The organism is Solibacillus sp. FSL R5-0449, assembly GCF_037975215.1.
In the GTDB taxonomy this organism is placed as follows: Bacteria; Bacillota; Bacilli; order Bacillales_A; family Planococcaceae; genus Solibacillus.
In genome coordinates, this window is record NZ_CP150239.1 from 3,351,490 (window position 1) to 3,373,503 (window position 22,014).

Annotated in this window: 26 protein-coding genes and 1 pseudogene; 9 read left to right on the plus strand and 18 right to left on the minus strand. The window is 38.3% G+C overall.

The features are described 5' to 3' along the window. The first annotated feature begins 7 nt into the window (after nucleotides 1-7). From MKY27_RS16785 to MKY27_RS16805, 5 genes and pseudogenes are all read left to right on the plus strand, one after another. Nucleotides 8-550: pseudogene (locus MKY27_RS16785) on the plus strand (GNAT family protein). A 19-nt stretch (nucleotides 551-569) separates the two neighbouring features. Beyond that, a complete protein-coding gene (locus MKY27_RS16790; protein WP_339196457.1) occupies nucleotides 570-1,742 on the plus strand; it encodes an amidohydrolase in 1,173 nt (390 codons plus the stop codon). Between the two features lie 42 nt (nucleotides 1,743-1,784). Then, nucleotides 1,785-2,345, plus strand: a complete 561-nt coding sequence (gene lepB, locus MKY27_RS16795; RefSeq protein ID WP_339196459.1) for a signal peptidase I — start codon at nucleotides 1,785-1,787, stop codon at nucleotides 2,343-2,345. Nucleotides 2,346-2,496: 151 nt separating this feature from the next. Beyond that, entirely contained in the window at nucleotides 2,497-3,024 is a 528-nt protein-coding gene (locus MKY27_RS16800) for a DUF6773 family protein (RefSeq protein WP_339196460.1), read from the plus strand. Next, a complete protein-coding gene (locus MKY27_RS16805) occupies nucleotides 3,021-3,224 on the plus strand; it encodes a helix-turn-helix transcriptional regulator (RefSeq protein ID WP_079523390.1) in 204 nt (67 codons plus the stop codon). The genes MKY27_RS16800 and MKY27_RS16805 overlap by 4 nt, the downstream gene beginning before the upstream one ends. A 54-nt stretch (nucleotides 3,225-3,278) precedes the next feature. Here MKY27_RS16805 and MKY27_RS16810 read toward each other — a convergent pair whose 3' ends face one another. From MKY27_RS16810 to MKY27_RS16830, 5 genes are all read right to left on the minus strand, one after another. Then, nucleotides 3,279-4,340, minus strand: coding sequence for a sorbosone dehydrogenase family protein (locus MKY27_RS16810; protein ID WP_339196463.1), 1,062 nt, complete (start codon nucleotides 4,338-4,340; stop codon nucleotides 3,279-3,281). Nucleotides 4,341-4,385: 45 nt separating this feature from the next. Continuing rightward, nucleotides 4,386-4,817 carry an NUDIX hydrolase gene (locus MKY27_RS16815; protein WP_339196465.1) on the minus strand — a complete coding sequence of 144 codons (432 nt, stop codon included), beginning with the start codon at nucleotides 4,815-4,817 and terminating at the stop codon, nucleotides 4,386-4,388. A gap of 106 nt (nucleotides 4,818-4,923) precedes the next feature. Further along, on the minus strand, nucleotides 4,924-5,460 hold the full coding sequence (locus MKY27_RS16820; RefSeq protein ID WP_339196467.1) for a GNAT family N-acetyltransferase: 537 nt from the start codon (nucleotides 5,458-5,460) through the stop codon (nucleotides 4,924-4,926). Between the two features lie 16 nt (nucleotides 5,461-5,476). Continuing rightward, on the minus strand, nucleotides 5,477-5,926 hold the full coding sequence (locus MKY27_RS16825) for a GNAT family N-acetyltransferase (RefSeq protein WP_339196469.1): 450 nt from the start codon (nucleotides 5,924-5,926) through the stop codon (nucleotides 5,477-5,479). A 33-nt stretch (nucleotides 5,927-5,959) separates the two neighbouring features. Further along, on the minus strand, nucleotides 5,960-6,379 hold the full coding sequence (locus MKY27_RS16830; protein WP_339196471.1) for an ABC transporter permease: 420 nt from the start codon (nucleotides 6,377-6,379) through the stop codon (nucleotides 5,960-5,962). A gap of 133 nt (nucleotides 6,380-6,512) precedes the next feature. Here MKY27_RS16830 and MKY27_RS16835 point away from each other — a divergent pair, with 133 nt between their 5' ends. Continuing rightward, nucleotides 6,513-6,971, plus strand: a complete 459-nt coding sequence (locus MKY27_RS16835; RefSeq protein WP_339196473.1) for a DUF2975 domain-containing protein — start codon at nucleotides 6,513-6,515, stop codon at nucleotides 6,969-6,971. A 44-nt stretch (nucleotides 6,972-7,015) separates the two neighbouring features. Here the strand turns inward: MKY27_RS16835 and MKY27_RS16840 are convergent, their stop codons facing one another. The 6 genes from MKY27_RS16840 to MKY27_RS16865 form a co-directional block, all read right to left on the minus strand. Continuing rightward, entirely contained in the window at nucleotides 7,016-7,840 is an 825-nt protein-coding gene (locus MKY27_RS16840; protein ID WP_339196475.1) for a methyl-accepting chemotaxis protein, read from the minus strand. Nucleotides 7,841-7,978: 138 nt separating this feature from the next. Then, a complete protein-coding gene (locus MKY27_RS16845) occupies nucleotides 7,979-9,106 on the minus strand; it encodes an S-layer homology domain-containing protein (RefSeq protein ID WP_339196477.1) in 1,128 nt (375 codons plus the stop codon). Nucleotides 9,107-9,210: 104 nt separating this feature from the next. Further along, nucleotides 9,211-9,504, minus strand: a complete 294-nt coding sequence (locus MKY27_RS16850) for a DUF5316 domain-containing protein (protein WP_339196479.1) — start codon at nucleotides 9,502-9,504, stop codon at nucleotides 9,211-9,213. A 62-nt stretch (nucleotides 9,505-9,566) separates the two neighbouring features. Then, a complete protein-coding gene (locus MKY27_RS16855; protein WP_339196481.1) occupies nucleotides 9,567-10,748 on the minus strand; it encodes an amidohydrolase in 1,182 nt (393 codons plus the stop codon). Between the two features lie 128 nt (nucleotides 10,749-10,876). Then, nucleotides 10,877-12,061, minus strand: coding sequence for an amidohydrolase (locus tag MKY27_RS16860; protein WP_339196483.1), 1,185 nt, complete (start codon nucleotides 12,059-12,061; stop codon nucleotides 10,877-10,879). Between the two features lie 211 nt (nucleotides 12,062-12,272). Continuing rightward, a complete protein-coding gene (locus MKY27_RS16865; RefSeq protein WP_339196485.1) occupies nucleotides 12,273-13,133 on the minus strand; it encodes a LysR family transcriptional regulator in 861 nt (286 codons plus the stop codon). 141 nt (nucleotides 13,134-13,274) lie between these two features. Between MKY27_RS16865 and MKY27_RS16870 the strand changes: the two genes are divergently transcribed. Beyond that, nucleotides 13,275-14,243 carry a DMT family transporter gene (locus MKY27_RS16870; RefSeq protein ID WP_339196487.1) on the plus strand — a complete coding sequence of 323 codons (969 nt, stop codon included), beginning with the start codon at nucleotides 13,275-13,277 and terminating at the stop codon, nucleotides 14,241-14,243. A gap of 131 nt (nucleotides 14,244-14,374) precedes the next feature. Here the strand turns inward: MKY27_RS16870 and MKY27_RS16875 are convergent, their stop codons facing one another. Continuing rightward, complete coding sequence (locus tag MKY27_RS16875; RefSeq protein WP_339196489.1) at nucleotides 14,375-15,943, minus strand: IS1182 family transposase; 1,569 nt, start codon at nucleotides 15,941-15,943, stop codon at nucleotides 14,375-14,377. A 599-nt stretch (nucleotides 15,944-16,542) separates the two neighbouring features. Between MKY27_RS16875 and MKY27_RS16880 the strand changes: the two genes are divergently transcribed. Continuing rightward, nucleotides 16,543-16,683 (plus strand): hypothetical protein, encoded by a 141-nt coding sequence (locus tag MKY27_RS16880; RefSeq protein ID WP_339196491.1) that lies wholly within the window; start codon nucleotides 16,543-16,545, stop codon nucleotides 16,681-16,683. Between the two features lie 42 nt (nucleotides 16,684-16,725). Here the strand turns inward: MKY27_RS16880 and psiE are convergent, their stop codons facing one another. Further along, the gene (gene psiE, locus MKY27_RS16885; protein ID WP_339196493.1) at nucleotides 16,726-17,154 is read right to left on the minus strand and encodes a phosphate-starvation-inducible protein PsiE; all 429 of its coding nucleotides are present in this window, start codon (nucleotides 17,152-17,154) and stop codon (nucleotides 16,726-16,728) included. Nucleotides 17,155-17,275: 121 nt separating this feature from the next. After that, entirely contained in the window at nucleotides 17,276-18,163 is an 888-nt protein-coding gene (locus MKY27_RS16890; RefSeq protein ID WP_339196495.1) for a LysR family transcriptional regulator, read from the minus strand. Between the two features lie 99 nt (nucleotides 18,164-18,262). Here MKY27_RS16890 and MKY27_RS16895 point away from each other — a divergent pair, with 99 nt between their 5' ends. After that, nucleotides 18,263-19,030, plus strand: coding sequence for a sulfite exporter TauE/SafE family protein (locus MKY27_RS16895; protein ID WP_339196497.1), 768 nt, complete (start codon nucleotides 18,263-18,265; stop codon nucleotides 19,028-19,030). A 267-nt stretch (nucleotides 19,031-19,297) separates the two neighbouring features. Here MKY27_RS16895 and MKY27_RS16900 read toward each other — a convergent pair whose 3' ends face one another. From MKY27_RS16900 to MKY27_RS16915, 4 genes are all read right to left on the minus strand, one after another. Further along, the gene (locus tag MKY27_RS16900; RefSeq protein ID WP_339196499.1) at nucleotides 19,298-20,011 is read right to left on the minus strand and encodes a class I SAM-dependent methyltransferase; all 714 of its coding nucleotides are present in this window, start codon (nucleotides 20,009-20,011) and stop codon (nucleotides 19,298-19,300) included. Beyond that, a complete protein-coding gene (locus MKY27_RS16905; protein WP_339174301.1) occupies nucleotides 20,008-20,217 on the minus strand; it encodes an ATPase in 210 nt (69 codons plus the stop codon). The genes MKY27_RS16900 and MKY27_RS16905 overlap by 4 nt, the downstream gene beginning before the upstream one ends. Nucleotides 20,218-20,237: 20 nt before the next feature. Continuing rightward, nucleotides 20,238-21,167 carry a phosphotransferase family protein gene (locus MKY27_RS16910; protein ID WP_339196501.1) on the minus strand — a complete coding sequence of 310 codons (930 nt, stop codon included), beginning with the start codon at nucleotides 21,165-21,167 and terminating at the stop codon, nucleotides 20,238-20,240. A 99-nt stretch (nucleotides 21,168-21,266) separates the two neighbouring features. Continuing rightward, nucleotides 21,267-21,971: a ZIP family metal transporter gene (locus MKY27_RS16915; RefSeq protein WP_339196503.1), complete on the minus strand. Its 705-nt coding sequence runs from the start codon at nucleotides 21,969-21,971 to the stop codon at nucleotides 21,267-21,269. Nucleotides 21,972-22,014 lie beyond the last annotated feature (43 nt).

The window sequence follows — 22,014 nt, forward strand, 5'->3', positions numbered from 1 at the left end:
GAAAACAATGTATACAGACCAGGAACTAATCATACGACCAATTTTAGAACAAGATATGGACCGTTTATGGGAACTCATTTATAAAGATGAGCAGCCAGAATGAAAAAAATGGGATGCACCGTATTATCCGCATAGAGCGATTCCATATGAACAATTTATCGAAACAATGCATGATTGGATCGGAAATACTAGCATGTGGGTTATTGAAGTATCGGGGGTTGTCCGTGGGATTATCTCCTACTACTGGGAACACGAACCGTCAAAGTGGCTTGAAATGGGCATCGTCCTGCATGAGGGACAATCATGGGGAAAAGGTATTGGAACACGGGCACTAAAATTATGGATTGCACATTTATTTCATACAATGCCATTAGTGCGTGTTGGCTTCACGACATGGTCAGGCAATGAACGCATGATTCGTGTTGGTGAAAAACTGGGGATGCAGCTTGAAGCCAAAATCCGTAAAGTTCGCTATTACGAAGGGCATTATTATGACTCGATTCGCATGGGGTTACTTAGAGAAGAATGGGAAGCATTGAATAACGAATAATTTTTCAGGGGTGGAGAAAATGAGCGTAAAAGAGAAACTGCAAGCAAACTATGAGGATATGATTGAAATCCGAAGACATCTGCATATGTATCCGGAGCTGTCATTTAAAGAAGTGAATACACCAAAACTCGTTGCCGAAAAGCTTCGTTCTTATGGGATTGATGTGAAAGAGAATGTTGGTGGTAATGGCGTTGTAGGCTATTTAAAAGGTGCCTTTGAGGGACCGACAATTGCGTTCCGCGCAGATTTTGACGCACTACCGATTCAAGATGAAAAAGATGTACCTTATAAATCGCAAGTCGATGGAGTAAGCCATGCTTGTGGTCATGATATCCATACAGCTGCACTACTCGGGTTGGCAAAATCACTTGCTGATAACCGTGACGCACTTCATGGCAATATCGTATTCATCCATCAATTTGCGGAAGAAGTCGTACCAGGTGGTGCAAAGGCAATGGTAGAAGCAGGATGTCTTGACGGTGTCGACTATGTGTACGGCTCTCATATTTCATCGTGGAGCGAATTAGGTACTGTGCTGTTTTGTGAAGGCTACGCAATGGCAGCAGCCGACTTTTTTGAACTTACGATTCAAGGTAAAGGCGGACATGGGGCATCTCCTCACGAAACAGTAGACCCGATTGTTGCCGCGGCACAGTTTGTATTTGGTGTGCAGCCAATCGTCAGCAGAAATACTGATCCGATTGAATCTGCTGTTATTACAATTGGAAAAATTGAAAGTGGCACAGTCGGCAATGTCATCCCAGACAAAGCACATTTAACAGGAACAGTGCGTACATTCAATCCGGCAATTCGCGATATGGTAGAGCAAAAGTTGAACAATTTATGCAAAGCGATTGAAATTCAGTACGGTGCTACACTTGAATTTAAATATACTCGCGGCTATGACGCTGTATATAATCACCCGAACGAAACAGCCATGCTTCGCGAAGCTGTCTCAATAAACTTGCCGGACTTGCAAGTATTGAATGCTCCACCTCGTATGGGCGCAGAAGATTTCACTTATTATTTACAGGAAAAGCCCGGCACGTTTTTCTTCACAGGCGGCGGCAATCCGGAGATCGATGCCATCTACCCGCATCATCATCCAAGATTTGATGTTGATGAACAGTCTATGTTGAACATTGCGGATGTGTTTGTGGAAGCATTGAAGCTTCATGGGGTTGTAAAATAATTTTAACCCAAGCTGCTAGGTTCTTTAAGGAGGTTATAGAAAATGAAAAAAGAAAAAAATGAGCTTTTTGAATGGATTAAAGTTATCGCCATAACCGCCTTGTTTGTTGTAGCTATTCGCACATTTATTTTCACTCCGATTGATGTGAAAGGTGCTTCCATGATGCCGACATATGAAGACGGAGACCGGATTATCGTCAATAAAATCGGAAAATCGCTTCATGATTTTGATCGATTCGATGTCATTGTGTTTGATGGTCTGGAAAGCGAATATTTTATTAAACGGATTATCGGAGTTCCAGGTGACCATATCGAATATAAAGATGATGTACTTTATATAAATGGTCAGGAAATCGACGAACCTTATTTGGATGAATATAAGTCTGCTCTTAACGACCCTGGTGATTTGACTCTCGATTTCACACTGGAAGATATAGCTGGTGTATCAGAAATTCCGAATGACTATTATTTTGTTATGGGTGATAACCGCCGTAAAAGTAGTGACAGCCGAGATCCACGCATCGGGTTAGTCTCAAAAGATCAAATTCTCGGCTCTACATCGATCCGTTTTTACCCGCTCGATTCCTTAGGTATAGTTAAATGATCAAAGAACATATGCCGTGACTGCTAATGAAAGCAGTCACGGTTTTTTATTGTAATTGAATAAAATAAATTACAAAATGACATATATAAATTGCATTATGAATTATATAATGTATAATGAGGTTAACAACAACAAATATGGAGGGGATAAAATGGGGTTTTGGAACAAAAAGATAGTGGATGAGCGTGTGTACAACACGCAAAATAAAATTTACCGGGAAATCTATATACTTACGATGATCATTGTTATCGCTTCAATTGCGGTTAAATTTTACCTTTCCGGAGTAAGTATGGAGTCTGTTGCAACAGAGATGGTCATTTTAATATGTGGGAGTTTATATTACGGCTTCCGTTCGGCGCAACTCGGGGTATTTTCGGATGAAGTTGAACTTCATGATGCCAACAGCAAGTTTTCATACAGTACAAAACAGCTGATTGTCGGTAGTGGATTAGGTCTGGTCATCGCACTTTTCATGGGAATTAATAGCGCATACCAATATGCGGACAGCTCTTCTCAAGCAATTGAATATTTCTTTTTAGTGTTTATCGTTTCACTTATGATTTACGTTCCATTCTATTTACTGCTTTTATTTGGTGCCTATAAAAGCGCATTGAATAAAAGTCAAAAAGTGAACAGTAAAATGCTTGAAGAAGATGATGATGCGGGGCGAAACCGATGAAAAATATTCGCTTGAAAATGGCTCGAATTGAACATGATCTATCACAGGATGAACTCGCAAAAAAGGTTGGGGTTACACGCCAAACAATTGGTCTCATCGAGCTTGGCAAGTATAATCCGACATTAAGTGTCTGTATCGCCATATGCAGAACATTAAACAAGACTTTGGATGAACTGTTTTGGGATGAACAGTCAGAATAACAGCAACGACAAAAAGAGGAGTGCAAAAGTTATTTCACTTTTACACTCCTTTTGCTATAGCTCAAGCTTGTACAGCTGATCATCTTTTTCTCCTGGTGTACCGCGCCCGTCTGTATTATTCGTAATCCAATACAATGTATGATCTTCAATCCAGACATCGCGGATTCTTCCCATATTATTGACGATTTCTTTTACCTCTTTTGTCTGCAAATCAAATTCAAGGACTGCTGTTCCCCGCAGTGCCGCAACATATAGCTTGTTGTTGAAGAATGCCATACCGGAAGGGGCCCATGTATGTTCACTACCTGATGTAAATAAAGGAGATATGAATCCTTCCTGCGTTTGTTCTCCTTCTATTGATGGCCAGCCATAATTCTGCCCAGCTTCAATTTTATTGATTTCATCATTTGCGCTTTGTCCATGCTCACTTGCATACATTGTGCCGTCCGGTGACCACGTAATACCTTGCGGGTTTCGATGTCCGTAACTGTATACGTATGAATTCGGAAAAGGATTGTCGTCCGGAATGCTCCCATCTAAGTTCAGGCGCAATATTTTTCCGCCGAGTGTAGACAAGTCCTGTGCTGTTTGAGGATTCGATGCATCACCTGCTGTCGCATAAAGCTTCTGATCCGGACCAATTTTCACACGTCCTCCGTGATGATACGTACCACTAGGGATTCCATCGAGAAGTACACTTTTTTCCAGCCATTTATTATTTTCAAGGAAAAGCAATACAATCCGGTTAAATTGGTCACTCCCCTTTTCATACGTATAATACGCATATGCCTCATTTGATTGTTCAAAATCCGGTGCTAATACAAAGCCAAGAAGCCCTGCCTCTGAAGCAGTGGAAAGCATTCTTTCAAGCTTCACTTCCTGCCTTGTCACTTCTCCTTGCTCCACTTTTGCAATATGCCCTGTTCGCTCCGTTATATAAAAAGCGTCCCCAAGTTTATTAATAGCCCATGGTGCCTCTAAATTAGCAGAGATTGTTTCGTATTGCACCAACGTTTGCGAACTATTCCTTTCACTGGACACAGATCCCTTCTCATTTGTAGAACATCCTGTTAGACATACTAGGGAAATACCTAATCCAAAGAATAACTGTTTCACAGAAAAACCTCCTTCACGGTACAAATCGCCTCAAGGATTCTTCATTTAAAAATCTATGAAAAACGGGTGTTTCGTTGCATCTAAACAATATTCTATTCTTTGGCGAAAGTTTCCGGCCGTCACCATTTCCAATGCCTTTTCCATGGGGAAATAACCGACTTCCAGACTTTCCGGTGAAGTTGTCGGTGTCCCCCCGATTGGTTTTGCCAGAAAAAGTGTATTGCAAATACATTTCTCTACATTTTGAAAAATACCGCAGAATTTAAGTATTTCTACGTCAATTCCCGATTCCTCTTTTGTTTCCCTAATCGCTGCAGCAGTCAAAGATTCGCCTTCTTCTACTTGACCGCCAGGCATTTCCCATCCTCTTTTAGGTCCTTTTATAAGCAGAATCTCATTTTTACTGTTCAGTACAATTGTTGCGGCAGACACAATATGTTTTGGCGTTGTATTTATTTTCTGCTGAATTTGTTCCAATTTCATCAGTCCTTTTAAAAGTATCATTATCGCTTATTTTAAAAGGTTCTAGATAGAAAATTTAAAACCCTGCCATTAATAGAATGTTTCTTTAAGCCTGCATACTCTAATTAAAATATTCTTCAGCTAAAATAGCTAAGTAATCCATATCTTCATATATATCGTCCTTTAAAAACTCCTGTCTGTGGCGTCCTTCCCACACCATGCCGGACTTCTCCATTACTTTTCTTGATGCGACATTTCTAACCATGCAACGGCTGTAAATTCGATTTAACTGATGTTCCTGAAATCCGTAATCTATTATTTTTTTACACGCTTCTGTTGCATAGCCGTTACCCCACTCTGCGACATCGATAAAATAACCTACCTCTGCATTACGGTGGTTTTTTGAAACTGTTACGAGTCCGCAATTCCCGATATAGCGGCCGTTCTCTTTTAAAAACACAGCAAACTCATAGGCTGTCCCTTGCTCAAAGCTTTTTTGCAAATAGGAAATCCACTGATCAACGACTTCCCGTGGGTACGGATGCGGAATCATGACCATCGTATCCGCGATTTCCCTATGCTTTACCACTTCATAAATAGCATCCGCAAATTCAATTTCATATGGCTTTAATATGAGTCTTTCCGTTTCTAAAATCATTTCCTCATCCCCTAAACTATTTAATGAAATATTCCATATAAATATCATTTTCCTTAAAACCGATTTTTTTGTATAACGGTTTTCCCATCGGTGAGGAAATCAAAAATATGTGGTGCACATTTCTTTCTTGTGCTTCTGCCAGCAACCGCTCCACCAACTGTTTGGCAAGCCCTCTACCCCTGCTTTCCGGGACTGTATACATATTTAAAATATAGCCGCGAATTCCTGTAGGATTGGAATAACTAGGGGGAAAAGAAATAAACTGAATGCCCCCTGTAGCGATCGCACGTTTCTCTTCCTCGATAATCCATTGAACAAATTGATTAGAGTTTAATTGCTTATCAAAGAAGCTTCTTAATTGTTCATCGATATTGGAAGATACTGTTTGCCCTTCCTCCACTAATAATCGTTTGCGTAAATCTATTAATATTTCCATATCTTCTGTAGTAGCCAATCGAAACTCCATTTATATCCACCTTTCTGATTTTATGAATCTCTTCTATTCCCTATCTATCATGACGATCTTTTTCGTTTTGAACTTTTCTGAAACAGCATAAATTAGTGTGATTACAAGTGCTGTAATACATGGATAACCTATCATCACAACAATGTTTGTATGTTCGACTAAACTGAATTCCCCCCACTCAAGCCATAGACGCCAGCCCATTCCAAGAGCACTGAATAACAACGAAATTAAGAAAACCAATTCTATTTTGTGAACAAAAATCCCTACAAAAACATTTGCAACAACAATATAGATTAGAAACACTATCAATGTAGAGCCTAAATCAAATCCCTTTAAACTTGGAATAACAAAAGTAAAAGATATTCCCGTAAAAAATAGAATCGTAATGAGATTAAAAATCAAGAAATGTTTTCTATTCTTTTCTAATTTTTTATACGCATCTGTATCAAACATTCCATTCACCTCTTTTACTTATTGTAACAATTAATGGAATATAGAGGAGCAGTAAATCGCTTTATGCACTCAGAAACTTTCCGAATTTTCCGACGTCTATAGTATATATTGCGGAAAAAAGAGGAGGATTAACATGCGGAAATTAAACTCAATCTTTTTAAAAACTGTTATTATTTCAACGGGTATACTTGTGTTGTTATTATGTGTATTTGTTTTACCGTGGTTAGCTCAGGAAACTGCGCATTTAAATCCGGAAGTTGCTTACCTTCAATATCCGATTTTGCTTGGTATGTATGCGACCGCTATTCCGTTTTTTTATGCGCTTTATGAAACTTTGAAGATGATTACTATTATTGAGCGGGAGTCTGTTTTCTCCAGTCGTCTTGAACAGGGGTTAAACTATATTAAATATTGCGCCTATGCCATTCTTACTTTGTACATTTCGGGTTTCTTTCTACTCGATTATACAAATGCACTGCCTCCGTTAGTTGCGGCAATTGGTATTGTGATCATTTTAATTACAATTCTCATTGCTACAGGTGCGGCATTTTTAAAACATGAACTTATAAAAAGCCGATTGAATATAAATTAAAAACAACCACTCCGATCATCTTTCGGAGTGGTTGTTCGATTCTATTATTTTACTTCACTAATCTCCAACAGCTTTTCTGCCGTGCCATTCACACTTCCATATGCATCGTTCAGTTCATGCATACTTGTTGCAAACTGTTCTGTAAACGCTGCGATTTGGCTTGTCGTTCCATTTACATCTTCAATGGAAACACGAATATTATTTAACTGCGCAGCAATTTTTTCTGCGCTTTCTTTGCTGTTCTGCGCCATTTTTTGAATTTCCTTCGCTACAACTGCAAAGCCTCTTCCATGCTCACCAGAACGGGCAGCCTCAATTGATGCATTTAATCCTAAAATTTGTGATTTCGATGCAATCCCTTTTACAAGCTCGACCATTTGATTAATTTCCCCTATATCTGCGGTCATCGTTTCTGTAGATGTGACAAGCCCGTCCAAACGATTTGAAACATCCATGCTCGCTGAGGTTAACTCTTCATTCGTCGCTGTCATTTCCTCTACTGCACTCGATAACTCTGTCGCTAATTGGCGCATAGAATCCATTTTTTCATTTGAAATAATGGCACTTACGACCCCAATTATTTCCCCGTTATCAAAAATAGGCTGTGCTGTTGAAATATAAGCAAACCCAAATTTTTCAGGACCTTTTTCTTCTCTTAAAAAACGTTTGGATGTTAACGCCCGCTCTGTAACGGTCCCTCGGAAGTTCTCCAGTTTCATCCCTACAGCAATTTTCAAATCAATGACCTGACCTGGCTGATATCCGATAACCTCAGATTTATTCGCTACAACGATACATGCATCTTCCGGAAAAGTTGCCTGATATAACTCCATCGTATCTACTACTGCTTGTAATTTTGTATGCATCATCCATCTCCCCTTTATAAGTATTATATACTAAATAATGATATAGAAATATTTCAATTTTCAAAATACCATTCTATCATCAGATCAACATTTTTCCATGAAAAAATCCCCTCCTCTACTAAATAGAAAGGGGAATTTTCACTATTCTTCCATTGCCGCCGCAGCAGTCAGCATATTATCATAATCTTCTTCATCATAGACCAAATTATAGATTTTCCATAGGCCGTCATCTGTTTTCTTTAAATAAGCCGTTCCGGATAAGTCTAATGTCATTTCAAGATTAAAGTTGATTTCAGGATCAGTCATCTTAATATGAACTTTCAAATCATCAATTTTTACTGCTGCAAAACGTTTATTCAGCGTAATCAGCTCACTAGAATACTCGCCGACTTTTTGAGATGAACTTGAACCAGTTGAAAAGTCTGCGTCTTCCAACAGCAATTGACTATCAAGTGAATAAGCTAAATAGTAACCTGTTGTCGTTTCGCGATAAAGCGCATCCATATCTTCAACATTTTCTGTGTCTGAAGAAAACTCAAACTCTTGATCAATATAGCGATTTACTGTGGCAATAATTGAAGCTTCATCTGTTGCTTCACCATTCTCTAAATGCAGTGCACGGTCAATCATCAATACTGCATGAGAACGTTTTGCATAATCATTCGGTTTAAATGTTTCTCCGTAGCCATTTACAATACCAGCACCTGCAGTTTTAACAATCGCTTCGTAAGAATAGCTATTCGGATTTACATCGTTAAACATTTTCCCTGTTTTCGAGAAATCCACTGTGCCATTAAATGCACGATAAATCATCGCTGCCATTTGTGCACGTGTAATTTTATCGTTCGGTTTGAACGTACCGTCTTCTTTCCCGGTAATGATGCCTTGACTGCTGGCAATATGGACAAAATCATAATACCAGGCAGAACTGTTTACATCAGGGAACTCTTTTTTTAAATCCCCGTTTTTTAAATTCATTGCGTTCACTAAAATCTTTGTAAACTGTGCACGCGTAATACTAGTTTCGGGCTTTAAAAGAATTGAAGTATATTCGTATACTTCCCCATCTTCTTCATAAACTGTTGGTTCTTCATATCCATCGATAATATTTGCATACAAGAAACGTTCCAACTGCTCATATGCGCCATGTTCATAACTTACATCATCCATGTAATACTGATCGATTGTTTTTACTGCTGCCGATGCTGGCGTTACAGTAATAAAACAAACTGCAAAAATTAATAAAAATGCTAATTGAAGTACCTTCAATCTAGTTAACCCCACTTCTCCAAAATCTATAATACATTAACATATTACTTAAACTGAATTTATATGAATACAAGTATATAATGGTAATGTTTTTGAGAGATAAATTAATAGCCTAAATAATAGTAAAAAATGAATGCAACGACAAAGTTAGGAACTGCCATTATGAGGGAACACCAAGCAATCTTATTTCTTTGAACCCAGCTTTCTTTCGTTTCCATTGCCAAGTTTGCCCTCATCCGGTCACCATTTACGAACGCCCCGGAAAAAAGGCATGCCACAATTAAAAAGATAAAACCAATCCCGCTCGTAATATTGGAAATCATATGAACATCCCAAATAATAATAGCTAGCAAAATACCGATTAGAGATAGTCCTGTACCAATAAAAAAGTATTTCATATTCATTCCCCCTTCTCCTTTATACTTTCTTAATTTGGAAAAGGTTTCAAAACAGAAAAATGTTAAGCATCCTCTGGAATTAAATAATGATGGACAATACTTAGAAATCCTTTCGCAGAATTTTTCATTGCCCGTTCATCGATATTAAATTTGGGATGATGATGAGGAAATTGCGTGGCGGGGTCCTCTGTAGCTGAACCAGTATAAAAATATATTCCGGGAACATGTTGGAGATAATAGGCAAAATCTTCACTTGCCATAATAGGAGGGATTTCAATTACACTTAAATGGTCGATATTATTCAGTAAGTCTTTTACAATTTCTGCTTCTTTATCCGTATTAACTAATGGCGGATACCCCCTCTTATACTCCAGCTCATAAGTGGCCCCGTAAGTTACTGTGACATTGTTGAGAATATGCGTTAAAATCGTTTTGACATTATCCCTTTGTTCCTGGTTAAATGTACGGACCGTCCCCGCGATTGTAGCTTCTTCCGGTATTATGTTTATTGCTACACCGGAATTGAACATAGTAATCGCCGCTACTACTGGTTGTACTGGATCAACTTTTTGGCTCAACAACAGATGAACTTGATTGACGATTTGTGCACCTATCACAATCGGATTGACTGAAGTGTGGGGAGCAGAAGAATGTCCACCTTTACCGATTATTTTAATCTTTACATAATCGCTGGAAGCCGTTGCACTCCCTTTAGGTACCGTAAAATTACCTAATGGAACAGAAGATAGTAAGTGATTACCGAAAATCACATCTACCCCTTCCAGTACACCTTCTTCTATCATTTGAATGGCTCCACCCGGAAATTGTTCTTCAGCAGGTTGAAATATAAATTTAACCGTACCATGTAACTGATCTTGATATTTGCTTAATATTTTTGCCACCCCTAACAATGTTGCCGTATGTGCATCATGACCACATGCGTGCATCACATTCGGTACTTGCGATTTATAGGGAACGTCATTTTCCTGTTGAATCGGCAATGCATCCATATCAGCTCTTAGTGCAATGGTCGGCCCTGGATTTCCTCCTTTTAATATACCGACTACACCATGCCCGCCAACATTCCGTTGAACTTCAATCCTATACCCAGCTAAAATATCGCCGACCATTCTCGCTGTTTGTACCTCATGAAATGGCAGTTCAGGATTCTCATGCAAATGTCTTCTCCAAGCAACCATTTGATCGTATACTGCCTCAACTTCTTCATGCCATTCTTTTAGCACTTGAACACACCCTTCTCTCGTTCGTTTTTACGCATCAAATTAGTATATACAGTTGTTGCATGAGATGTTCGGTATAGATGGTATCCAATAAAAAAAGCCTCGGCATGAATCCGAAACTTTTATAAATTTTATTCTTCATAGTAGCCGGCAACAACCTGTCCCACTGCTTTTGCTGCTACTAGAAGTGCATCCTCATCGATATCAAATTTTGGGTGATGATTGTAGAAAGGTTTTTCCACTCCTTTTGGCGTACAGCCAATATAGAAGAAACAAGAAGGGAACTTTTCCGCATAATAGGCAAAGTCTTCAGATGGCGACATTGGTGGTACTTCCTTCACCTCTTTAATGTCCGGATCATCCGCATCTATTAAATAACCCGCGACTTTCGCCGTTAGCTCGGGATCGTTATATAATGGCGGGTAGTCATTTTCATACGTCAAATCGCAAGTAACACCAAATTGTTCTTCAAGACCTCTTACTAATCTTTTTACTTCCGCTTCAATCTTTTCTTTCGTTTCTATCGTCATATAGCGAATATCGCCTTCCAGTTCCACGCTGTCTTTAATGACATTGAATGTCCCTTTACCATCGAATGATCCTATTGTAATTACACCGATATCAAACGGACTTAATCGGCGGCTAATAATTGTTTGTGCTGCAGTGACAAAATGGGCACCCGCAACAATCGCATCGTTTGCCAAATGTGGTGAGGAACCATGTCCGCCACGTCCTTGAATTTTCAGTTTCAAGTACGCACGGCCATTGAACGCAAAACCTGAATTATAACCGATAAATCCTGCAGGTCCCATGGGCAGCAAGTGAATCCCGAAAACATTATCTAGATCATCGAGAAGCCCTGACTCTACAATACTTTTCGCTCCGCCCGGCGGAACTTCTTCTGCATGCTGGTGAATAATTTTAATTGTTCCTGCAATCTCATCTTTCAACTCGATAAAACAGTCCGCCAATACAAGCAAATAGGCGGTATGTCCGTCATGGCCGCATGCGTGCATGACCCCTTCATTTACCGATTTGAACGGAACATCGGCTTCTTCGGTAATCGGCAGTGCATCAAAGTCTGCGCGAAGCCCGATATTTTTGCCTGGTTTTCCGCCTTTAATCGTAACGATAATTCCATAACCGTTCCCTACGTTTGAATGAATTTCTACATCTTTTCCTTTATAAAAATCGAGAATATATTGTGCGGTGTTTTCCTCTTGGAACGATACTTCGGGATGCTGATGTAAATGTCTCCGGATTTGAATGATTTCATTTTTACGAACTTCCAGCATGTCCATTAGTTTTTGTCTCATGGTAACCACTCCTAAGCATCTATTTTAAATGAATTGTATCAAATGAGATAAATCCTTCATATTTTTTAAGCACAACTATAATGTCTTCATATCTCTTTAAATCATACTTTCCACTCGTAAGAAATGGTCAAAAAGAAAAAGCAATTGCTGCGATGAAAATACAACAATTGCTTTAAATTTATTTATAACATTAAACCCTAGTGAATGATGTTTAGATTAACTGTCGATTATGTTGAATTGTTTCAATAAATTTTTCGATAGTTGTCGTTAAGTACCCATCTGCCCTGCGGATAAAGACTGTTTTCACTTTGCTGAATTCACTTGGCAATTGATGACAAGTAATCTCTCCGCTTTTTTCCAGATGAGCTACCGCTGATTTCGGAACAAATGATACACCAAGTCCCATTGCAACACTGCGTATAATTGTTTCCAGCGTTCCAAATTCCATCACTTTTTCGGGCATCGCACCTTCGTGCTCATACCACTTTTCCAGACGAGCCCGGTAACCGCAGCCTTTTTTAAAACATAGGAACGGTTCATCTTTCAGCCCCTCCAATGTCTTCTTACGAGGTTCTGTAATGAGGACAAGCTCCTCATCGAATACATCATACGCTTCAAGATCCGGATGAACATTTGAGGCCGTAATAAATGCACCATCCAATTTATAATTCAATACTTTTTCTTCTAGTTTCTCAGTGACGCCTGTTACAAGTGACAAGTCTACATTTTCATAGCTTTTTATATAGGTAGACAAGATGTTCGGTAAATGATAAACCGTTTCTACTGTACCGATTTCAAGTTTGCCGACTGGTTCATCTTTATTCAGGACGGCGCGTTTCATTTCCTCTGTCAGCATTAATATCTTTTCACTATAGGCCAACAGTTTCTTTCCTTCGGGAGTTAATATCATTCCTCGACGATGTCTGTTAAACAATGGTGTATTTAACTCCGCTTCAAGCTTTTGTATTCTTGATGTAATATTCGATTGTACGTAATTCAACTCTTTTGCGACTTCTGTAACCGTACCTTTATCTGCAACGAGCTGGAAAATTTCCAAGTCTTTAAACTCCACACTTTTCACCATCCTTCTACATAACCTTCTATTATGGTATCAAAAAATATGATATTAACAATGTTTTTTATTCATTTTACGAGATACCATTTCAATTGTAAGATGATGTAGATATTAATTGAATGAAAGAGGTAAAGAAGATTGAAAAACAGTGTTTTTATAGGTTCCATTCTTTGTTTTATAGCTGCAGTATCATGGGGTGCCATGTTTCCGGTAGCACATGATGCGTTTAAACATATAGATCCGTTTTACTTTACAATTTTCCGATATGGCGCTGTAACAATCATTTTGGTTGCACTGCTATTATGGAAAGAAGGAAAGCGCGCTTTCCGTATGGAAGGAAAAGGTCTTCAGCTTTGGTTTTTCGGTACAATGGCCTTTACAATTTATAATTTGCTTATTTTCTGGGGCGAAGATTTACTCGGCCAATCAGGTGTTATGACGGCCTCAATTATGGAATCACTGATGCCGATGATTTCAATTGTAATTTCATGGATGATTTTTAAACATCGTCCATCCCTATTTACATTACTCTGTGTATTGCTGTCATTTGTCGGGGCAGTATTAGTCATTACAAAAGGCGATCTCCAGGCGTTTTTAGGCACAACGGGTCAGTTTATCCCATCACTATTAATTTTTATTGCTGTCGTTGGCTGGGTTATTTATACAATGGGTGCCAATGAATTCAGTCATTGGTCTGCATTGCGCTATTCGACATTGAGCTGTTTACTCGGAACTATTACGGCATTGTTCGTTACCCTAGGTGCAACAATGTTCGGCGCTGTACCGGTACCGGCTATTAATGATGTAGTCACAGTAGGTCCCCACTTACTGTTTATGATTATTTTCCCGGGTGTTATTGCTTTATTGGGCTGGAACATTGGCGTTAGCTACCTAACCCCTTTAAATGCATTACTGTTCATCAACTTTGTTCCTGTGACAACTCTGTTCATTTCCATTATTCAGGGAAATGCGGTAACAGTATTCGATATTGTTGGAACGGTATTGATCATCATCGCACTTCTATCTAACAATATGTATTTAAGAATGCGTGACAAGAAAAGGACTAATCATTCCGTACGTTCTACATGGAGCGAAGGGGTTTCTTAATTACAATAAGCGACTGGGACATAATCCAAAAAGGGGTTGGGACAGAATTAGTTCCAGTTCACGCAAAAAGAGAAATTGCACAATGCAATTTCTCTTTTTTGCGTTTTATAAAGAAAATATTGGAAGAGGTGTTATCCTCTTACCGCATACTTCCTTAAATTTGTGGCCATTAATGCCAAACCTATTTCGTTAGTAACTTTCGATTTTCCACGAACAGAAAATCGACGGAAACACAAATTAGCCTTCAAGAATCCAAAAACTGGCTCCACGTCGATTTTACGTCGACGATAAATGGCAGCCGTTTTTTCTTCTGAAAGCTTCGCTCTTACTTCTTCTTTTTGTTTTTCCCATTTCTCATTAATCATGAGTCTTCGATTTTTACCTTCTGCAGCTTTTGTACATTTTGTACGGAAAGGACACCCTGTACATTCCTCACATTCATAGATTTTAAATTCTCGTTGGAAACCTGCTTTATCCGTACGAACAGAATTGTATTGGAATCTTAATCTCTTTTCATTTGGACAAATGTAGACATCGTTTTCTTTCTCATACACCCAATTACTTGTCTTAAAAGGGTCATTTTTATATTTTCGCTTCTGTTCGTTCAAGTATTGATTAAATGTAATGAGTGGAGTTCGTTTGCGTTTGTTAAGAATATCATGGTAATTCTGTTCACTGCCGTATCCGGCATCCGCTACAATATGTTTTGGTAACTCAAAATAATTTTCTTCAATTTGATTAAGAAATGGAATAAGTGTTTTCGTGTCTGTTGGATTTGGAAATACATCATAAGCGAGTGTGTATTGACCTTCAGTAGCGATTTGTACATTATAACCTGGCTTCAATTGACCGTTTTGCATATAGTCATCTTTCATCCGCATGAATGTTGCTTCATGATCCGTCTTTGAATAACTGTTACGTGTGCCAAACACTTCAAAATCTTTTTGGTATTTCTGCTTTCTTATGATCCAATCATGTACTTGTTTGAGGATTTGCTTTGGTGTTTTTCGTTCGCTACGTAATCTTTTTCGCTCAATGACATCTTCAGAATGTTCTATTTTGCTTGTATAGTCGTCGACTACTTCTTCTAGGTGATGTGCTACTTGAGTTAACTCTTCTATCGATAACTGCTCATCACTTTCACGTTTGATTTCAGGAATAATTTGATGTTCCAATAACTCATCGTAAAGTTTATTTGATTTTTCTACGAGGTTGGTATGATGTTTTTCCACTGATTTTTTCCAAACAAATGTGAACTTATTGGCATTTGCCTCAATCTTTGTGCCATCGATAAAAATCGCTTCTTGATCGATGAGTTTTTCTTCAACTAGCTGACAACGAAATTGTACAAAACATTGGCGAATGAGTTCCTTCATATTGGGATGTACACGAAAACGGTTAATAGTGCGATAACTTGGTTCATATCCTTGGGCAAGCCACATCATACGGATACTGTCTCTTGTCAGATCCTCTATTTTTCTTCCTGAAAAAGTGGATTGTGTGTAACCGCATAAAATCAGCTTTAGCATCATACGTGGATGATATGATGGACAACCAGTATGGTGAATAAAAGGAGCGAAAGCTTCGTTCGGAATGCTTTCGACCAAATGATGGATAGAAAAGGCAATATCATTTTTATGTAACTTTACTTCTAAATCTAGCGGTAATATAATTTGATTCATGTTATAATCTTTAAACATAGGGACACTTCTTTCGTTTGAAATTTGGTTGTAGGATACTTAAATTTTAACAGAGAATGTCCTTTTTTCATGCCTGAAATTATGCAGAGATTTACTTGATATAGAAGAAAAATTAGTTGTTCGGAGTGAAGGCGGCGACTCCCAGGGGACAAGCACGTGGGAGAGACTACAGGCTCGAGCCGTGCCCCCAGGAAAGCGTCCGCCGTAACGGAGAACAACGACTACATAGTAGACACATAATAATAAAGCCGTTCAAACTTTACTCATCGTAAATTTGAACGGCTTTTGATTTTGAGGCGGGTTTTGTCCCACCCCCTTTTTTTGCTGAGCGTTGAAATTGATTTCCATTCCGGGACGCTTTCCGCGGGCGTGGCCTGAGCCTGTAGTCTCAGGCGTCACGCTATTCCCGCAGGAGTCGCCCTGCATTCCAATCAATTTTGCAAAATATCCGTTATTTAACAAAGGGCTTCCTGTTATTTAACGGTCATTTTACTTATGTCCCACCCTCGAAATTCTGCTACTTTATAGTTCATTGTAAAAATTCAACTGTTAAATAGTTAGCTTCCTATAGAGATTTACGCTATTTAAATGCTGTGGCTATGGCAACGATGATTTATAAAGAAGGAGATATTTTATTTGAAGATATTAATATAAAAATGGCTGTTTCAAAGGATGCAAACGGAAAGTGGCAGTTGAATGTAGAGAAGATCAATTATCAGGAGTTAGATTGCAACGGCTAGACGGCTAACCTTATTGATTAGCCTTTTTGTATAAGTTGAAATTTACGTTTTTCTGTTCGGCCTTTCTCTCGGTGTAATATTGATAATATAATAGCTAATAATCAAAATGAGAATCACACCTGCAAAAATGAGTGTATCGATTGCGGAATCGTGTTCGACAATAATAAGCCGGAGCATTGCCGTAATTCCGATATACATAAAATAACGGAGCGGGAAATGATAATCCTCTTTAAAGTACTTCACAATCATTGTGATAAACTCGAAATACAGGAAGAATACTAAAATTTTAGCCAGAAAATATTTGTATTCATGCTTTTCCCCATTGAATATGAATTTTAAAAGCTCGACCATTTCGATAATGAGCATGACGCAAAGAGCCAACGCCAGTACTGTTAAACCAGTATTCAAAATCACTTGCAGTACTTTCGGAATGATTTCTTTATAAGGCTTAGGTTTGGATAAAAATTTCATTTATTCACACCTCCAGACGTTATATTTTCAGATTATTCCATCATCTGAAATGTGTCAATTTTGTAAGCGATTACTATTTCAAAAAATTTTTTTGCATAGATTTTTATATAAAAAAAGCAATTTAAATATCTAAATTGCTTAAGTTCTCCTTCAAATATTGAATAAACGGATGCGCCATCTTATCCACTTTTCTTGTACAGCAAAACAGGCTCTGGCTGATTTCCACCTGATCTACAAAGACGCGTGCAATGCTGCCTTGCGATAACTTTTCCTTTACACTGAATGCTGGAGCAATTGCCATTCCATACCCCGCTTCAACAACTTTAATCGATTCCAGTACACCTTCTATTTGTAAGCCAAACCTCGGTAACGGGCAATTATGCGTATAAAAAATAGCCTCCATCAAGTCCAGCGTTGAACTGCCTCGTTCCCTATATATAAAATCATGTTGACTTAGTTCAAAAATCGATACTACTTTATTTGCCAAAGGATGTGTTGGATGAACAACAAACCAAAATGGAATATCCATTATTTTTTCGAAGTTTAAATCTTCATGACCTATATTGCTTTGCACTACGAAACCAAAATCGACTTTATAATCGAGAACAAGACGTTCAACAGATTGAACATTTCCTAGTGAAACATACATATCGATATTCGGATTTTCCGTTTTATAGCCTGCAATGATTGGCGGTAAAATATAATTCGTTGAAATATAGGAAGAAGCGATTTTTATATTCTCTTTCTTTTCCAAAAAGTTTTTAAACTTTTCATCAATCTGTTCTTCCAGATGAAATAACCGTAGCCCTTGCTCATAAAGAAATTCACCTTCATATGTTAGCTGTATCCCTCTTCCTTTACCTTCAATAAGTTTAACTCCGATTTCTCTTTCGAGTTTACGGATTTGCACAGTAACAGCAGGCTGACTGATATGAAGGTGTTTTGCTGCTTCTGTTATACTGCCTAGCTTCGCAACACTTGTGAAGATTCTTAGCGTATGTAAATTCATTTTCTCACCCCACTCATAACTTCTATTTATGAATACACAAAATATATATATTTGTTTTATGAGTAGTATAGCAGTATTTTGAGACTAGGAGGGATTTGTATGGAGAATTTATTTATAGAGTGGCTATCAGTAGACGGGCTCATTTTATTCGCGATTGGCATACTTGCTTCCGTTGTAGGGGTCATGTTTGGGGCTGCTGGATTCGTATTGCTTCCTTCTCTATTGTTAGTCGGAATTCCAATTCATGCGACTGTCGCGATTAATAAATTTGCAACAGGCATTTCTTCATTTTCGACTGTCATTGTTTTAACGATGAAAAAAAGAGTCTCGCTGAAAAAAATGATTCCTTTTATGCTGATTGCTGCAAGCGGCGGAATAAGCGGGGCATTTTTAGCGACTAGATTAGCGGAACAGACGATGAATATTGTTGCCTGTACTGTATTGATCGTAATGTTCTTTTTCGTTATTAAAAGGAAGAAGAAAGAAGTCAAAAGTGAGCAGCCGGACATCGAAAAGAAAACTAATTTAATCGCGCCGTTTTTTATCAGCATCTATGATGGCGGGCTAGGAACAGGGTCTGCACTTCTTAACATTACCTATTTTCTAAAGAAACAAGTCGGCTATGTAATGGCTGCTGAAATGACTCGCTTTTTAATGTTTGCAAGCTGTACGACTGCTTTTTTATTTTACTTATTTTATGGCATTGTTAATTGGGGAGTCGCTGTACCGGTAGCTGTCGGCTCGATTGTCGGCTCACACATTGGTTTAAAAATCATTCCTTATTTAAAAGGAAAATGGGTTGAAATTCTGCTCCCCATTATATTTTTCCTTTTAATTATCCAAGTGATATCGGATTTACTATTTTAATACTGTAGCTGGGACAAACTAAACTGTCCCAGCCATTATGAATTATTTAGAAACAGAAGAAAATAGCTCCCTGCAAAAACAAACATCGCAATTCGTGTAACAATATAAACCGCACGTTCAGAGGATGTAAGCTTGTTTTGTTTCTTCAGCTTTTTAAAATGCCAATAAAAATATACACCACATATGAGGAGGATCACTCCCGAAATTTGATAAGCATTTTCCAGTATGTTATCCAAAAAATCCTCTCCTGTTCTATTATCATTCAAATCATTTTTTACAATGAAAGACATACGATTTTGCCTGGTTCGTAGCCAGCTGTAATTTAAAATCTTCATACGCGTTCACTGTCGAAAATCCCGCTTCTTTAAGAGAGGACGAAATTTCTTCAAAGCTACGGAATATTAGCTGAACCTTTGCTTCGTATGTAATATCCGTATTAACATTTTTGATTTTTTCATAAAAGGTAAAAACATTCCGATCTAGACCTTCATATTCATCCCAGTACAGCAACGGGTCCCCTGTATGAACGTCTTGAAGCTCGTCTACTGTCTCATCTTTTTGCCATTCTTCCCATACTTTTGCTTGAGGATTCCGCGCATCAAAAATAAAGTGCCCACCAGGCTTTAATGCTGTAAATACATCCTGCAGTACACGATTCCAGCTCTCTTCCGAAATAAAAACCTGCGCCACATTCGCTGTCATGATTACTGCATCATATGAGTTACTTGTCAGGTCCTGACTATCACCGATTATCCATGAAACCGATTGTGCATGCGCTTTGTTTTGAGCACGAAGAACGGCTTCTTCATTTGGATCGATTCCAGTTACTTCATAACCCGCCTTTGCCAATTCTATCGTTACCCGTCCAGTACCACATCCTAAGTCGGCTATCTTTTTAGCTTTTGTTGATTGGAGAAGCTCCATGAAGAAGTCATCCTCTTTTCCCCATGTATGAAGCTGATCGTAGTAATAGGCAATCATTTAACTTCCCCCTCCTTCCTCTTAAGCATCCGTTCAGTTATTATCCCTACTGCTGCTCCCACAAAGATTGGCAGCAAAGCTATTTCAGTATGTGAGAGTGAAATTTTAAATATAAGAAAATTTATATCAGCTAAATAACCGATAAAATATAATACGGCTATCGTCGCAAAGGAGGAAATTAGTGGAATCCAAAATACTTTCCCCATTTTTTCATCTCCGTTCTATTCTATTTATTGCTCTCTAGCTTTTGATCAACCAAATTTAATTCTCCCTTATACCAAGTTGGGACGGGATTGTTCATTCCGTCAAACCATTCCAAAACATTTTTAGCCTGATTTTTCATGATGTTCAAATCTTCTTCCCCGTAATCTAAAGCCCAAGGAATGGATGACAGCATATTACTGCTTATATAAAATGCAAGCAATGCGAAAAATTCCATCGGTGGTGTTCCGTTAAAATATCCGTTAAGCTGACCTGTGGCAAAGTACGGACTCATATCGGCACTCCACACTATCCGGTTAAACTCTTCCCACGGGTCGCCGTAGTCACTGCGGTTAAAGTCAATAACATATAGCTCTTTTTTGGGGGATATAATCATATTTCCAACATGGTAATCTCCATGATGAAAACATTGCTCCCTGCCTTCGAGGAGGTGTCTGTTCGCTTCAATATACTGAATAACTTTATCGTCACCCGCTATTTTCACATCACATTCTTGGTACATTTTAATTTTACTGTCCGCTTTACGGTTAAATCGTGTTGCCCATTCTTCCTGCTCTGCCGGTGCAGGAATACTGTGTATTCCCTTCAGTATTTGCCCTGATTTCACCCCTAATGAATATTGTTCGGCTTCTGTCAGATTCGGCAGTATCTGCTGCGCATCTTCACCATCACACCATACGAATATCGTATAGACACTTTTGCCGTTGTCACATATTCCAAAATCAACTGGGCGTGAAACAGGCAAACCTCTTTCAGCTAAACTGCTTATAATTTCATATTCCCTTTTCTTTTTGTCATACTCTGCAATATCATTAATGCGCAGTAACAGCCTCTCATCTGTAGCTGTTTCAATATAGTACTTTTTATCGTCCGACCATCCTTTATTGATCGCTTCAATTTTCATGAATGATTCATAGTTTTTTATATCGACCATAAATTTCCTCCATTTGTTCGTGATTGTATGTAGTAGTTTAACATATTCAAGTACATAATTTTCCAAATAAGTTAAAATTGATAGTCACCTTTAATGACCCTAAAGTAAATGAAGGTAATATCCGATTAGTCCAAACCCGACTAATGTGCAGCATACAACTTTTAGTACTGTAGATTTATGAAGTGCCGGATATAAGATTTCTGATACGGTAACGATAAAGATCATCCCCATAGCGAAACTCATGAAGATCGTATTAAGGAAAGGATTAACTAGAAAACCACCGATAAAAACACCTAAAGCAACTGGAATCGATACGAGTAGTGAAATTAGTAAAATAGCAAATAGACTTAACCCAGCCAAAACTAATGGCATAAACAAAATTATTCCCTCGGGAATACTATGAAATAAAAGGGTTTGCAGTAAGGCCTTTGTAAAATCGGCTTTTTCATTGGCTCCTAACGTTATTCCAATCGGTAAATTATGAACCGCAAAACTAAGCATCAATAATAGGCCAGTACGAATATATAATTTCTTTACAGTGTGACTTTTGTCTTCTCTAAAATGCAATCTGCTATGTAGCACTTTGAATAGCATCATCCCCAGAATGAATCCGATAACCGTACTTAACCAGCCACCTGACTCTACCGCTTCCGGGAGTACCTCAAAACTGATTAAACCTAAAATAATCCCAGTACAAAGCGCATAAATAATATGTGCTTTCTTGTTAATTCCTTTAAAAAGCCAAGCGAGCATGCCACCAATGAATATACCTGCAGAAGTCCATAAAAACCCTAGTAGCCACATCGATATCACCTTTCACTGAGTATAGTTAGTCGTATGGTTAGTG